Origin of the sequence: Halomonas urmiana (assembly GCF_005780185.1) — a bacterium.
In the GTDB taxonomy this organism is placed as follows: domain Bacteria; phylum Pseudomonadota; class Gammaproteobacteria; order Pseudomonadales; family Halomonadaceae; genus Halomonas; species Halomonas urmiana.
In genome coordinates, this window is the sequence record NZ_VBUI01000001.1 from 64,637 (window position 1) to 79,201 (window position 14,565).

The 14,565-nt window shown below is 69.9% G+C and carries 15 protein-coding genes; 11 read left to right on the plus strand and 4 right to left on the minus strand.

Annotation, left to right across the window (positions count from 1 at the left end; genetic code table 11):
* Nucleotides 1-34: 34 nt before the first annotated feature.
* From FEI13_RS00310 to FEI13_RS00355, 10 genes are all read left to right on the plus strand, one after another.
* The gene (locus FEI13_RS00310) at nt 35-991 is read left to right on the plus strand and encodes a glycine betaine ABC transporter substrate-binding protein (RefSeq protein ID WP_138178679.1); all 957 of its coding nucleotides are present in this window, start codon (nt 35-37) and stop codon (nt 989-991) included.
* A gap of 81 nt (nt 992-1,072) precedes the next feature.
* Complete coding sequence (locus FEI13_RS00315) at nt 1,073-2,311, plus strand: pyridoxal phosphate-dependent aminotransferase (protein WP_138178680.1); 1,239 nt, start codon at nt 1,073-1,075, stop codon at nt 2,309-2,311.
* Nucleotides 2,308-3,102 (plus strand): ATP-binding cassette domain-containing protein, encoded by a 795-nt coding sequence (locus tag FEI13_RS00320; RefSeq protein ID WP_138178681.1) that lies wholly within the window; start codon nt 2,308-2,310, stop codon nt 3,100-3,102. The genes FEI13_RS00315 and FEI13_RS00320 overlap by 4 nt, the downstream gene beginning before the upstream one ends.
* Before the next feature lie 33 nt (nt 3,103-3,135).
* Nucleotides 3,136-3,909: a transporter substrate-binding domain-containing protein gene (locus FEI13_RS00325; protein WP_138178682.1), complete on the plus strand. Its 774-nt coding sequence runs from the start codon at nt 3,136-3,138 to the stop codon at nt 3,907-3,909.
* Nucleotides 3,910-3,986: 77 nt separating this feature from the next.
* Nucleotides 3,987-4,694: an ABC transporter permease gene (locus FEI13_RS00330; protein WP_108446073.1), complete on the plus strand. Its 708-nt coding sequence runs from the start codon at nt 3,987-3,989 to the stop codon at nt 4,692-4,694.
* Nucleotide 4,695: 1 nt separating this feature from the next.
* Complete coding sequence (locus FEI13_RS00335; protein WP_108446074.1) at nt 4,696-5,421, plus strand: ABC transporter permease; 726 nt, start codon at nt 4,696-4,698, stop codon at nt 5,419-5,421.
* A gap of 15 nt (nt 5,422-5,436) precedes the next feature.
* A complete protein-coding gene (locus FEI13_RS00340) occupies nt 5,437-6,882 on the plus strand; it encodes an aldehyde dehydrogenase family protein (protein ID WP_138178683.1) in 1,446 nt (481 codons plus the stop codon).
* A 291-nt stretch (nt 6,883-7,173) separates the two neighbouring features.
* On the plus strand, nt 7,174-8,373 hold the full coding sequence (locus tag FEI13_RS00345; protein ID WP_138178684.1) for a saccharopine dehydrogenase family protein: 1,200 nt from the start codon (nt 7,174-7,176) through the stop codon (nt 8,371-8,373).
* A gap of 6 nt (nt 8,374-8,379) precedes the next feature.
* Nucleotides 8,380-9,534 carry a carboxynorspermidine decarboxylase gene (nspC, locus tag FEI13_RS00350; RefSeq protein ID WP_138178685.1) on the plus strand — a complete coding sequence of 385 codons (1,155 nt, stop codon included), beginning with the start codon at nt 8,380-8,382 and terminating at the stop codon, nt 9,532-9,534.
* 144 nt (nt 9,535-9,678) lie between these two features.
* Nucleotides 9,679-10,974 carry an aspartate kinase gene (locus FEI13_RS00355; RefSeq protein WP_138178686.1) on the plus strand — a complete coding sequence of 432 codons (1,296 nt, stop codon included), beginning with the start codon at nt 9,679-9,681 and terminating at the stop codon, nt 10,972-10,974.
* 3 nt (nt 10,975-10,977) lie between these two features.
* On the opposite strand, the gene FEI13_RS00360 is transcribed toward FEI13_RS00355, so the two are convergent.
* Together FEI13_RS00360 and gap are read right to left on the minus strand one after the other, a co-directional pair.
* Entirely contained in the window at nt 10,978-11,724 is a 747-nt protein-coding gene (locus FEI13_RS00360) for a sulfite exporter TauE/SafE family protein (RefSeq protein WP_138178687.1), read from the minus strand.
* A 114-nt stretch (nt 11,725-11,838) separates the two neighbouring features.
* Nucleotides 11,839-12,861, minus strand: coding sequence for a type I glyceraldehyde-3-phosphate dehydrogenase (gap, locus tag FEI13_RS00365; RefSeq protein WP_138178688.1), 1,023 nt, complete (start codon nt 12,859-12,861; stop codon nt 11,839-11,841).
* A 402-nt stretch (nt 12,862-13,263) separates the two neighbouring features.
* Between gap and FEI13_RS00370 the strand changes: the two genes are divergently transcribed.
* On the plus strand, nt 13,264-13,737 hold the full coding sequence (locus FEI13_RS00370; RefSeq protein ID WP_138178689.1) for a methylglyoxal synthase: 474 nt from the start codon (nt 13,264-13,266) through the stop codon (nt 13,735-13,737).
* Nucleotides 13,738-13,777: 40 nt separating this feature from the next.
* Here FEI13_RS00370 and FEI13_RS00375 read toward each other — a convergent pair whose 3' ends face one another.
* Nucleotides 13,778-14,167 (minus strand): fluoride efflux transporter FluC, encoded by a 390-nt coding sequence (locus FEI13_RS00375; RefSeq protein ID WP_138178690.1) that lies wholly within the window; start codon nt 14,165-14,167, stop codon nt 13,778-13,780.
* Complete coding sequence (locus FEI13_RS00380; protein ID WP_138178691.1) at nt 14,164-14,547, minus strand: fluoride efflux transporter FluC; 384 nt, start codon at nt 14,545-14,547, stop codon at nt 14,164-14,166. The genes FEI13_RS00375 and FEI13_RS00380 overlap by 4 nt, the downstream gene beginning before the upstream one ends.
* Between the last annotated feature and the right edge of the window lie 18 nt (nt 14,548-14,565).

Below are 14,565 nucleotides of genomic sequence, written 5' to 3' on the forward strand. Positions count from 1 at the left end.
ACCACCGGCCCCGACGATAAGGAGACGTCTGCACATGGCTATCAAGACGCGAAGCACCCTGACCCTCATCAACGGCCTGAGCCTCGTCACCGGCCTGGCCCTGGCGACGCCGGCGCTCGCCGCCGACCGCGACGATCGCCTGCGCCTGGTGGTACCGCCCTGGCCGGGCGTGACCGTGAAGAGCGAGATCATCGCCCAACTCATCGAACCGCTCGGCTATCGCGCCGAGGCCCTGGAGCTCAGCTCCACGGTGGGCTACAGCACCCTGCAGAGCGGCGACAGCGACGCCTTCCTGGCCGGCTGGATGCCCGCCCAGCAGGAGAGCTACGACGCCGCCATGGCGGCCGGTGCCATCTTCGACCTGGGCAACAACGTCAACGGCGCCCGCATGGGCTTCGCCGTGCCCGGCTACGTGGCCGAGGCCGGCATCACCAACGCCGAACAGCTCGCCACCCCCGAGGTGGCCGAGCGCTTCGGTCGCGCCATCTACAGCATCGAGAGCGGCTCCACCGTCACCGACATGATCGACGGCGCCATCGAGACCGATACCCACGGGCTCCAGGCGTGGGAGCTCAAGGCCTCGTCCACGCCCGGCATGCTCTCCGAGGTCAAGGCCGCCGTGGCGGAGCAGCAGTGGATCCTCTTCTACGGCTGGACCCCGCACTGGATGGTGCCGGAGTACGACGTGCACATCCTCGATGATGCCGCCAACGTCTTCGGCGCCGGCAGTGGCCGCAGCGACGTCAAGACCATCGTCGCCAAGGACTACGCCGAGGCCAATCCCAACCTGACCCGGCTGCTCGACCAGTTCGTGCTCTCCGCCGACCATCAGAGCGACTTCATTCGCGAGTACAGCCTGGAGGAGCGCGACGTCGAGGCGGTGGCCCGCGAGTGGCTGGCCGCCCATCCCGAGCGCCTCGCCGCCTTCCTCGAGGGCGTCGAGACCCGCGACGGCGACGACGCCCTGGCCGCCGTGGAGGCCAGCCTGTGAGCGCGCCCCGCGAGACCGAGGCCAGCGTGCGACGCGATCTGACGCCCCCCTTCCACTCCCCCGAGCGAGGCTGAGCTTTCCATGCGCTATTCCCAACTGACCCACCGGATCGCCGGCGAGGGTGCCGCGGCCTGGGACATCCACTACCGCGCTCTGGCCCGCCAGGCCGCCGGCGAGGCGATCACCGTGCTCTCGGTGGGCGATCCCGACTTCATCACCCCGGCGCCGATCATCGAGAGCGCCGTCGAGAGCCTGCGCGGCGGCGCCACCCACTACGCCGACGTGCAGGGTAAGCTCGCGCTGCGCCAGGCCATCGCCGACGGCTATCGCGACCAGGGCCTCGAGGTGGGGCCGGAGCACGTCATCGTCATGGCCGGCGCCCAGTGCGGCCTCTACGCCGCCGCCCAGTGCCTGCTCGATCCCGGCGACGAGGTGCTGGTGCCCGAGCCGAGCTACGTCACCTACGAGGCGCTGCTGCGCGCCACCGGCGCCGAGCTGGTACAGGTCCCGCTGCGCGGCGAGGCGGACTTCCGCCTCGATCCGGCGGCCCTCGAGGCGGCCATCACCCCGCGCACCCGGGCGCTGCTGCTCAATAGCCCCCACAACCCCACCGGCCAGCTGATCGATGCCGAGACCTGGGAGGCCGTCGCCGAACTCTGCCGCCGCCACGACCTCTGGCTGATCTCCGACGAGGTCTACGCCGAGCTGATCTACGAGGGCGAGCACGTCTGCCCCGCCACCCTGCCGGGCATGGCCGAGCGCAGCGTGGTGATCAACAGCCTCTCCAAGTCCCACGCCATGACCGGCTGGCGGCTGGGCTGGGTGGTCGGCCCGGCGCCGCTGATCGGCCACCTCTCCCACCTGGCGCTGTGCATGCTCTACGGCTGCCCGGACTTCGTCCAGGACGCGGCCTGCACCGCCCTGACCGCTCCGCCGGCCGAGCTCGCCGAGATGCGCGAGGCGTATCGCGAACGCCGCAACGCCGTCTGCGAGGCGCTGGCCGAGAGCTCCGCGGTCAGCGCGATCCGCCCGCCGGCGGGGATGTTCCTGATGGTCGACATCCGCGCCACCGGCCTCTCCTCCCAGGCCTTCGCCGACCGCCTGCTCGACGAGGAGAGCGTCTCGGTGCTCTCCGGTGAGGCCTTCGGCCCCTCGGCGGCCGGCTTCGTGCGCCTGAGCCTGACCGTCGACGCCGAGCGTCTCGCCGCGGCCAGCCGCCGCCTGTCGGCCTGCGCCGAGCGTGCCCGTGACGAGCGCTTGGCCGGGCCGCGCGCGGCATCCCTGTCACCGACCCCGGCCTCGGAGGCCGATTGCCTATGACAGCATCGTTCGAGCCGTCCCCCCGTCCCCAGGCCGCCGCCCCCGCGGTGGCGGCCCACCACCTGATCAAGCACTTCGGCGACCTCGAGGTGCTCAAGGGCGTCTCCCTCGAGGTCGAGGAAGGCACCGTCACCTCCATCATCGGCTCCAGCGGCTCCGGCAAGAGCACCCTGCTGCGCTGCATGAACCTGCTGGAACGGCCCGACCGGGGCGAACTGGCGATTGCGGATGAGGCGATTCGCTTCACCCGCAATCCCCAGGGCGATATCGTCGGCCTGGACCGGCGCCAGCTGCAGCGGCTGCGCGCCAAGGTGACCATGGTCTTCCAGCAGTTCAACCTCTGGCCACACCTCAGCGTGCTGGGCAACGTCATCGAGGCCCCGATGCGGGTCAAGGGGCTCTCCCGGCGCCGCGCCACCGCCATCGGCGAGCACTACCTCGAGCGGGTCGGCATGGCCGACCGCCGCGACGCCTACCCCGCCTTTCTCTCCGGCGGTCAGCAGCAGCGGGTGGCCATCGCCCGCGCCCTGGCCATGGAACCTCGCCTGCTGCTCTTCGACGAGCCCACCTCGGCGCTGGACCCGGAACGGGTCAACGAGGTGCTGGGGGTGATCCGCGACCTCGCCGACGAGGGCCGCACCATGCTGCTGGTCACCCACGAGATGCACTTCGCCCGGGAGGTCTCCGACCAGCTGGTCTACCTCGACCAGGGGCGCATCGCCGCTTCGGGAAGCTCGCAAGACGTCTTCGATGATCCCCGCTGCCGCCGCTTCGTCGCGCCGGCCGCCTGACCGCTCCACACACCACAACGACAGGAGAAGATCATGCCATTCCCCCTGAAGCGCACCCTCGCCGCCGCCACGCTGAGCCTCGCCGTCACCGCCCAGGCCAGCGAGCCCCTCAAGGTGGGCATCTCCGGCGAGCCCTACCCGCCCTTCACCTTCAAGGCCGCCAGCGGCGACTGGACCGGCTTCGAGGTGGATCTCGCCCGCGCGCTCTGCGACGCCATGGAACGCGAGTGCGAGATCACGCCTACCGGCTGGAGCGGCATCATCGCCTCGCTCAACGCCGAGCGCATCGACATGATCATGAACTCCATGTCGATCACCGCGAAGCGCCAGCGGGTCATCGACTTCACCCGCCCCTACTACTTCACGCCCGGCGCCTACGTGGCCGCCGACGAGCGTGAGATGACCAGCCCCGAGGACCTCGACGGCCTGGTGATGGGCGTCCAGGGCGCCACCACCAACGCCACCTATGCCCGCCGCGCGCTGCGCGACAGCGGCGTGGAGATCCGCGTCTACAACCAGGCCGAACAGGTCAACAACGACCTGCTCTCCGGACGCCTTGACGTGATCCTGGCCGACGAGATCGCCATGGTGCAGTTCCTCGAGCGCGACGAGGCCGAGGGCTTCGAGATCAAGGCCAACGCGCCGCGCCATGAGGCCTACGGCGAGGGGGTCGGCATCGGCTTGCGCCAGGCGGACGACGCGCTCGAAGCGTCGCTCAACGCGGCCATCGCCGCGGTGATCGAGGACGGCACCTGCGCCAGCCTCTCCGAGCAGTACCTGGGCACCGACGTCTGCGTCTACGACTGAGCCTCGCGCGCCAGTCGCTGCCCCGACGCCGGCCGGCGTCGGGGCGTCTCGTCACGTGACCAAGGACACCATCGACCATGACTGCCATGACACCGGAGGGGCTCGGCGACTGGGCCGGCCCCATCCTGGCCGGGGCCCTGACCACGGTGGAGATCGCCGTGCTGGCCTACGCCATCGGCCTGCTGCTGGGTCTGCTGGGCGCGGGCGCCAAGCTGAGCCCCTGGGCGCCGCTGCGCGCCCTGGCGGGCGCCTACTCGACGCTGATCCGCGCCGTGCCCGAGCTGTTGCTGATCATCCTGCTCTACTATGCCGGCGCCCAGGCGCTGGACGCCCTGCTGGCGAAGCTCGGCATGGCCGGCGCGGTGAAGATCACCGGCTTCGCCACCGCCGTGGGAGTACTGGCCTTCGTCCAGGGCGCCTACATGACCGAGGTCTTCCGCGGCGCCATCCTGGCCATTCCCCGCGGCCAGCTGGAGGCCGCCGACGCCTACGGCTTCTCGCGCTGGACCCGCTTTCATCGCATCGTGCTGCCGGCCATGCTGCCCAATGCCCTGCCGGGCATGTCCAACCTGTGGCTGATCCTGATCAAGGACACCGCCCTGATCAGCGTGATCGGCTTCAACGAGCTGTTCTTCACCATCCAGCAGGCCGCCGCCAGCAGCCGCGCCTACTTCCTCTTCTACGCCGCCGCCGGCGTCATCTACCTGCTGATGACCCTCTCCTCCACGGCGCTGTTCGCCCGCCTCGAGCGCCTGGTGCGCCGCGGCCAACCCACGGAGGCCTGAAATGGACTTTTCCTGGCTGAGTGATCCCTTCTATCAGGAGTACCTGTGGGAGGGCTTCGTCAACACCCTGTGGCTGCTGGCGGTCTCGGCCGTCGGCGGCCTGATCCTCGCCGTGGGGGTGGCCCTGGCCCGCCTGCGCGGCCCCCGGCCGCTGGCCTGGTTGGCCCTGGCCTTCACCACGGTGATCCGCGGCACCCCGCTGCTGGTGCAGCTGTTCTTCTTCTACTACGGCGTCGGCCGCCTGCTGGAGGGCGTGCCGGGCATCCGCGAGAGCGCCTTCTGGCCGCTGCTGCGCGACCCCTTCTTCTTCGGCGCCCTGACCTTCATCCTCAGCGTCGGCGCCTACTCCGGCGAGGTGATCCGCGGCGCCATGCAGAGCGTGCCCCGGGGCGAACTGGAGGCCGGCCGCGCCTTCGGCCTCTCCGGCGTCCAGGTGCTAACGCGGCTGTGGCTGCCGCGGGCCATCCAGCTCTGCCTGCCGACCCTAACCGGCGAGATGATCCTTTTGCTCAAGTCGGTGCCGCTGGTCTCCACCATCGCGCTGATGGACCTACTGCAGGCCGCCAACATCATTCGCGACGAGACCTTCCTGGTCTACGAGCCGCTGCTGCTGATCGCCGGCATCTACCTGGCCACCACCATCGTGCTGACCCTCGGGCTGCGCCTGGTGGAGCTGAACTTCCCCGGCATGCGCCCGACCCGGCGCCGCTGGCTGCCCATTCGCTGAGCACGACGAGGCCCTATGCACGCCCTGACCGAGCAATTCATCGACAACGACTGGGTGGCGAGCCGGGCCGAGGCCCGCCGCCCGGTGCTCGATCCCTACCACGAGACGGTGATCGCCGAGGTCACCGTCGGCGATCCGGCGGACGTGGAGGCGGCCGTGACCGCCGCCCGCCGCGCCCTGCCCGGCTGGCGCGCCACCCCGGAGCGCCGGCGCGGCGAGTATCTCGACGCCATCGCCGCGGGGCTCGAGGCGCGCCGCGAGGCGCTGGCCGCGCTCTCGAGCCGCAACAACGGCAAGCCGCTGGCCGAGGCGTACCAGGACCTCGACGACGCCATCGCCTGCTACCGCTACTATGCCGGCCAGGCCAGCGCCCTGGGCGAGCGCCAGGGCCAGGCCGACGCGAGCGGCCTTCCGGGCCTCGCGGCCCGGTGCTACTGGGACCCCGTCGGCGTGGTGGGCCTGATCACCCCCTGGAACTTTCCGCTGGTCAGCAGCGCCTGGAAGCTCGCCCCGGCGCTGGCCGCCGGCTGCACGGTGGTCTTCAAGCCCTCCGAGGTCACCCCCCTGCCGGAGCGGGTGCTGGCGGAGATCGTGCGCGAGGCGGGCCTGCCCGCCGGGGTGGTCAACCTGCTGCACGGCGACGGCCAGGGCATCGGCGCCCCGCTGAGCCGCCACCCGGGCATCGACAAGCTCTCCTTCACCGGCAGCAACGCGGTGGGCGAGGCGGTGATGCAGGCCGCCGCCCGCGGGGTGCGACCGGTCTCCCTGGAGCTCGGCGGCAAGTCGCCGATCATCGTCACCGAGGACGCCGACCTCGCCCAGGCGCGGGACCTGGTGATGGCCGGCATCTGCTACAACGCCGGCCAGATGTGCTCCGCCACCAGCCGCCTGCTGGTCCACGAGCGCCTGGCGGAGGCCCTGTTCGACGCCATCGACGAGGCCATGGGCGCGCTACGCCTGGGCGACCCCCTGGCGGCCGAGACCGACATGGGCCCGCTGGCGACCGCCACCCAGCGCGACCGGGTGCAGGGCTTTCTCCTCCAGGCCGAACGGGAGGCACTTGCCAGCGCCACCCCCGCCCTCGCGCCGCCCGAGCGCGGCTGCTTCGTGGCGCCGCGCCTCTATCGCGACGTGCCGACCGACAGCCGCCTGTGGCGCGAGGAGATCTTCGGGCCGCTGCTCTGCGCGCGGCGGGTGGCCGGCGACGAGGAGGCCATCGCCCTGGCCAACGACAGCGACTTCGGCCTGGCGGCCACCGTGGTGGCCGGCGACCCGGCGCGGGCCGAGGCGATCGCCCGGCGCCTGGAGGCGGGCAACGTCTGGTGCAACTGCGACCAGGTCGCGCCGCCCCACGCCAGCTGGGGCGGCATGAAGCGCAGCGGCATCGGCCGCGAGCTCGGCCCGGCCGGGCTCGACGCCTACCTGGAGCCCAAGCGCATCACCCGCCCGACGGCGGGCTGACAGGCACGGCGAGGCGCCGGGCGCGGGAAACGAGCGCACGGCGCCATGCCCGGCCTGCTTCCGAGGCCGGGCCCTGCTGCGTTCTTCCCCCATCTTTCGTCGCCCTTCGCGGGCGAAAAGCACTTGCCCCCGACTCGCTTCGACGCCATCATCGCGCACTCGCGCCGACCTCCTGGGACCCGGCGCGTAAGGTCGACCGGGGTGGCATCGGGTCCGGGCTCGCAGACGCAGTCCATCGACCGATAAGACCCTATCATCGTTGAACATTTCTCGATCTGGATTCGAAACCCCATGAGCAAAGTCCTGATTGTCGGCGCCGGTGGCGTCGGTGGCGTCGTTACTCACAAGTGCGCCCAGTATCCCGAAGTCTTCTCGGAGATCTGCCTGGCCAGCCGCAACCAAGACAAGTGCCGCACCATCGCGGCGCAGCTGGACCGCCCCATCCAGACGGCCCAGGTGGATGCCGATGACGTGGAGGCGCTGGTCGCGCTGATCGAGTCCTACCAGCCGGACCTGCTGATCCACGTGGCCCTGCCCTACCAGGACCTGACCATCATGGAGGCCTGCCTGCGCACCGGCGTGCCCTACCTCGACACCGCCAACTACGAGCACCCGGACGAGGCGAAGTTCGAGTACAAGGAGCAGTGGGCCTTCCAGGAGCGCTTCGCCAAGGCCGGCAACATGGCCACCCTGGGCTGCGGCTTCGACCCGGGCATGACCAACATCTACTGCGCCTGGGGCCAGAAGAACCTCTTCGACGAGATCCACCACATCGATATCCTCGATGCCAACGGCGGCGATCACGGCTACCCGTTCGCCACCAACTTCAATCCCGAGATCAACATCCGCGAGATCACCGCCAACGGCCGCTACTGGGAAGCGGGCGAGTGGAAGGAGACCGCGCCGCTGGCCGAGAAGCGCACCTTCGACTTCGACGGCATCGGCGAGAAGGACCTCTACCTGCTCTATCACGAGGAACTCGAGTCCCTCTGCCAGAACATCAAGGGCCTGAAGCGCATCCGCTTCTGGATGACCTTCTCCGAGCAGTACCTCACCCACCTCAAGGTGCTCGAGAACGTCGGCATGACCAGCATCGAGCCGATCGAGTTCGAGGGGCGCCAGGTCACCCCGCTGCAGTTCCTCAAGGCCGTGCTGCCGGACCCGGCCTCGCTCGGGCCGCGCACCAAGGGCAAGACCAACATCGGCGTGATCCTCGACGGCATCAAGGATGGCAAGCGGCGCAAGGTGCACATCTACAACATCTGCGACCATGAGGCCTGCTACCGCGAGGTGCAGTCCCAGGCGGTCTCCTTCACCACCGGCGTGCCGGCGGTGACCGGCGCCATGCTGATGCTCGAGGGCCTGTGGAAGGGCGACGGCGTGTTCAACGTCGAGCAGCTCGACCCCGATCCCTTCATGGACCGCATCGGCGACATGGGGCTGCCGTGGCAGATGGTCGAGCTCGACCCCGACACCGACCCGCTGGCCTGATCGACGATGGTTGATACGCCCGACTTCGACGTGACGGCCTGCCCCTCGCCGGCCTACGTGGTGGACGACGCCCTGCTGCGCCGCAACCTGGAACTGCTCGCGCGGGTCCAGGCAGAGAGCGGGGCGCGCATCCTGCTGGCGCTCAAGGGCTTCGCCCTGTGGGATGCCTTCCCGCTGGTCAGCCAGTACCTGGTGGGCACCACGGCGAGCGGCCAGGACGAGGCGCGGCTCGGCGCGGAGACCTTCGGCGGCGAGGTGCACGCCTACTCGCCGGCCTTCAGCGAGGCGGAGATGGCGGTAGTCCTGCAGTACGCGGACCACCTCAGCTTCAACTCCCCGGCCCAATGGCAGCGCTTCCGCGCGGCCGTGGCCGAGGCGCCGCGCGAGGTCTCCTGCGGACTGCGGATCAACCCGGAGTACTCCGAGGGCAAGGTCGCGCTCTATGATCCCTGCGCGCCCGGCTCGCGGCTCGGCGCCCGGGCGGCGGATCTCGCCGGCGTGGAACTCGCCGGCCTCGACGGCCTGCACTTCCACACCCTCTGCGAGCAGGACAGCGACGCCCTGGAGCGCACCCTGGCGGCCTTCGAGGAGGCCTTCGGCCGCTATCTCGCCGATCGGAAATGGGTCAACTTCGGCGGCGGCCACCACATCACCCGCCCCGCCTACGACGTGGCGCGGCTGGTGCGGGTGATCCGCGACTTCAAGGCACGCCATCCGCACCTCGAGGTCTACCTGGAACCGGGAGAGGCGATCGCGCTCAACACCGGCTACCTGGTCTGCACGGTGCTCGACATCGTCGAGAACGACGGCGCCATCGCCATCCTCGACACCTCGGCCACGGCGCACATGCCCGACGTGCTGGAGATGCCCTACCGGCCGGAGATCATCGGCGCGGGCGAGCCCGGCGAGAAGGCTCACACCTATCGCCTGGGCGGGCTGACCTGCCTGGCCGGCGACGTGGTGGGCGAGTACAGCTTCGACGTACCGCTCTCGATCGGCGATCGCCTGGTGTTCACCGACATGGCCCACTACACCATGGTCAAGACCACCACCTTCAATGGCATGCGTCTGCCGTCGATCTGCCGCATCGACGAGGCGAGCCGCGAGGTGCGCACGGTGAAGACCTTCGGCTATGAGGACTACCGTCAGCGGCTGAGCTGACGCCGCCGGAGACTTCGACGCAGACACGACAGGCACCCTCGGGTGCCTGTTCTGGTTGTGCCACCGGCTGACACGCCCTTTCCCCGAACGGGAATTTCCCGCAAGGTGGCGACAGCGACCACACTGAACGGCGGGAGGATTCGGATGACCCAGGTCTTCAAGTTCGGCGGCGCCTCGATCCGAGACGCCGCGGCCATCCGCCACCTGGGCGACCTGCTCGCCCGGTTCCCCGCGCGCCCGCTGATCGTGGTGGTCTCGGCCATGGGCAAGACCACCGATGCCCTGGAGGCGCTGCTCGCGGCGGCCCGCGGCGACGATCCGGCCGACTACCGAGAACGCCTCGAGACCCTGCGCCGGGAGCACCTGGCCACGGTGGAGGCCCTGTTCGGCGCCAGTGCCGGCCCCGTGGCACAGCGGGTCGAGGCACTGATCACCGAGCTCGACCGCCGCCATCGCCGCCATGCGCGCCGCGAGCGCCCCTTCCACTACGACCAGACCGTCTGCTTCGGCGAGCTGCTCTCCACGACCATCGTGGCCGCCTGGCTCGAGGACACGGGCCTCGCCAGCGAATGGCGCGATGCCCGGGAGCTGATCGTCACCGATGGCACTCACCAGGCGGCGAACGTGAACTGGTCAGCCACCGCAGAGCGAGTGCGCGGCCTGGACCTCGACGACGGCCGGCTACGGGTCACTCAGGGCTTCATCGGCGCCACGCCCGAGGGCGACGCGACGACACTGGGTCGCGAAGGTTCGGACTACTCGGCGGCGATCCTCGCCCACTGCCTGGCGGCCGAGGCGGTCACCATCTGGAAGGACGTGCCGGGGCTCTTCAACGCCGACCCGCGCCGCGTCGACAACGCGGTGCAGCTCGAAACGATCTCCTACGGCGAGGCCATCGCCCTGGCCTGGCACGGCGCCAAGGTGATCCACCCCAAGACCCTGGCGCCGCTGCAGCAGCGGGCGATCCCGCTGAAGGTGCGCTCCTTCCAGGACCTCGCGGCGTCGGGCAGCACCATCGGCGATGACGCGCGCCGCGACGGCGAGGTACCCGCGCTCATGCTCTGCGAGGCGCAGACGCTGCTGGAGGTCCGCCCGCGGGACTTCGCCTTCATGGACGAGGCGCGCCAGCATGACATCCTCGGCCGGCTGGTGGCGGCCGGGCTGCATGCCGGCCTGATCGATGCCGGGGCCACGCGTCTTTCGCTCTGCCTGGATAGCCATCCCGAACGCCTCGAGCCGCTGGTCGCCTCGCTCTCCAGCAACTATGCGGTGACGCGCCGCGACGACCTGACCCTGCTCACCGTGCGCCACGGCGACGACGCCCTGCTGCGCGCCCTCGGCGAGGGGCGCGACTGTCTGGCCGAACGACGCAACGCCGACACCGCCCAGCGGCTCTTTCCCGCCAGCCAGTGCCCGGCGACCTGGCACGTCCCGACCTGAGGCTCAGCCCAGCGCCCGGACCAGCAGCTGCACGCCGACGATGGCCATGGCCAGGATCACCAGGCGGTAGAAGAGACGTTCGCTGACCCGGTGCTGCAACCACAGGCCGCTGCGAACGCCTGCCCACGCCACCGGCACCAGCATTAGCGAGGCCCCGGCACTGGTCAGGTTGATCTCCCCGAGCCACAGGTAGGGCGGCAGCTTCATCAGGTTGACCGCGGCGAAGAGGATCGCGCTGGTGGCGATGAAGGCTTGCTTGCTCAGCCGCCGGGGAACCAGATAGAGGTTGAGCGGCGGCGCCCCGGCATGGGCCAGGAAGCTGGTGAAGCCGCAGCCGGCACCGGCCGGCAGCGCCCAGCGGGTCGAGAGGGGACGCCCCGCGCTGGGCTTGAGCAGCATGTAGGCAGCGAACAGCAGGGAGATCACGCCCAGCAGTAGGCGCACGCCATCCTCGTCCAGGCGACCGATCAGCAGGGTGCCGACGATCACCCCGATGGCCAGGCCGGGGAGCACGCGACGTACCTCGGTACGGTCGTGATACCCCCACCAGGCCTTCACCGTGAAGGCATCCATCACCAGCAGCAGTGGCAGCAGCAGGCCGGCCGCCTCGACGGGGCCGATGGCGAGCGCCATCAGCGGCACCGAGAGGGTGCCGAAGCCGCCGGCAAACCCGCCCTTGGAGACGCCAGTGAGGTAGGTGGACACCACGATGAGGGTCCAGGCCAGCCAGGAGTAGTCGGGGAGCGACATGAGCCTTCCTTGGGTTTCATCCATCCTTCGGCACGCGACGACGCCGGGCCACGGTGGTGGCCCGGCGTCATCCTACCGCACGGTGCAAGAGTGGGCGTCAGAGACGGCCGGCCATCAGGTAGCGTCGCGCTTGCGCCCGGCGGCCGCGTGCATGGCCAGGGCGGTATCCAGCATACGGTTGGAGAAGCCCCACTCGTTGTCGTACCAGGCCATCACCTTGACCAGCCGGCCGTTCACCCGGGTGTGGTTGGCATCGAAGGTCGAGGAGTGAGCATCGTGGTTGAAGTCGATGGAGACCAGCGGCTGGGCGTTGACCGCCAGCACCGGGGAGGCCTCGGCCGCCCGGGCGACGATGGCGTTGATCTCTTCCTTGGTGGTCTCGCGACCCGCGGTGAACACCAGGTCGACCAGCGAGACGTTGATCACCGGCACGCGCACGGCCAGGCCGTCGAACTTGCCCGCAAGCGCCGGCAGCACCAGGCCCACCGCGGCGGCGGCGCCGGTCTTGGTGGGGATCATCGAGTGCGTGGCGCTGCGGGCCCGGTAGGGGTCCTTGTGGTAAACGTCGGAGAGGTTCTGGTCATTGGTGTAGGCATGCACCGTCGTCATCAGGCCGTTCTCGATGCCCACCGACTCGTGCAGCGCCTGGGCGACCGGCGCCAGGCAGTTGGTGGTGCAGGAGGCGTTGGAGACCACCTTGTGTTCGGGCGTGAGCACGTCCTCATTGACCCCGAAGACCACGGTGGCATCGGCATCGGGGCTCGGCGCCGAGATCAGCACGCGTTGGGCGCCGGCCGCGAGGTGCTGGGCGGCGGCCTCGCGCTGGGTGAACAGGCCGGTACACTCCATCACCAGGTCCACGCCCAGAGTCTTCCAGGGCAGCGCCGCGGGGTCCCGCTCGGAGAGGATGGCGATGCGCTCGCCATCCACGCTCATGCTCTCCTCGTCGTGCTCGACGGCGAAGGGGAAATGACCGTGCACGGTGTCATGGCGAAGCAGATGGGCGTTCAGGGCCGGGTCGCCGAGATCGTTGATGGCGACCACCTGTACACGGTCGCGATAGCCGTTTTCGAACAGGGCCCGGAGCACATTGCGGCCGATGCGGCCGAAGCCGTTGATGGCGATTTTGAGCGTCATGAGATGGTTCTCCTCGGTCCGGTGCATTCGGTGATATCGACCTACTGGGATTAGAGCGCCCCGGGGCGTGAAGGTTGTGCCTGGCGCGGCACGCACGTCCTGCCCTGCGCCGAGCCGCACATCTCATGCCCCGCTGATCGTGACCTACAATGTGGACCAGGTCTTCCGGGGGCTCAATGTTTTCAAGTAACTTTACTACATGATTTAGCGCAAGCGATCAGACACTCCGCGCCTCGCGTATCGCCAAGGCGCCTACCCTCTCGGGCCGTTATCGAGGAATGCCTCGACTCATCAGGACACGCGAGGCATCGACAAGCACGCCACCAGACGCGACACAAAGTAGTAAACTTACCTTTAAAACGTTATCGTCACCGGAGGGTCCCCCTCTCGAGGAGCATCGACATGTCACACCGACCGCCGCGCAACGTGACGCGCACCCTGCCGGCCCGCAAGCGCATCGCGCTGGTGGCCCACGACGGCAAGAAGGATGAGCTGCTCGAGTGGGTGGCCCGCTGGGAGTCGACCCTGGCGGGGCATGCCCTGATCGGTACCGGCACCACGGCAGAGCGCATCTCACGCCAGCTGGGGCTCGCGGTGGAAGGCCTGATGAGCGGGCCGCTGGGCGGCGATCAGCAGATCGGCGCGCGCATCGCCGAGCAGCGCCTCGATCTGCTGATCTTCTTCTGGGATCCCTTCGCGCCGCAGCCCCATGACCCCGACGTCAAGGCGCTGCTGCGCCTGGCGGCGCTGTGGAACGTCCCGGTGGCTTGCAACGGGGCGAGCGCCGACTTCATGGTCAGCTCTCCCTGGCTCGACCGGGACTACGAGATGAACATCCCCGATGCCGGCGCCTGGATCTCCTCGCGCACCGACTGAGCCGCCTGGCGCGCCGCGGCGACGTCTGAAACCGGTATCGTCAGGCCCTCGCCGCCGCTCGCTGGCCAGTCCGCTGCCCCAGCCAGGCCGCCGCCAGCCATAGCGTCACGCTCGCCAGCATGTAACCAAGCGACAGCCAGGGACGACCGGCCTGAAGCAGCTGGAGCGTCTCGAGGCCGAACAGGGAGAAGGTGGTGAAACCGCCGCAGAAGCCGGCGACCAGGAAGGTCTGCCAGCGCGCCACCCGACCGTGGACCCGATGGGCGGCGAAGGCGGCGAAGCAGGCGATCAGCCACGAGCCGAGGCCATTTACCGCCAGCGTGGCCCAGGGAAAGACCGGCCCGGCCAGCGCGACGCCGACGAGGTAGCGCAGCGAGGCACCCAGGGCGCTACCGAGCCCCACGGCGCCGTAGGCGCGCCAGGCGATCAAGACAGCCCCCCCGACAGCCAGGCCCCCGCCAGTAGCGCCGCAAGCCCCGCCACCAGGGTCACCAGGACGTTGGCCACGGCGGCACCGCGCCGCCCCTGCTGGGCGAGGGTCAGGGTCTGCAGGCTGAACGAGGAGACGGTGGTGTAGCCCCCCAGCAGGCCAATGGCCAGCAGCGACCATGCCGCTCCCGAGTTCGTCGGCCCCAGCACACCGACCAGCCCGCCCATTGCCAGGGCGCCACTGAGATTGACCGCGAGGGTGCCCCACGGCAGGCCGGCACCCAGGCGACGCGCCACGGCATCGCCCAGCGCGAGGCGCGCCATGCCGCCCAGACCCCCGCCGGCCGCCACGGCGAGTAGTGTCAACGGCTCGATGCTCATCCCTTCCCCACGCCACGA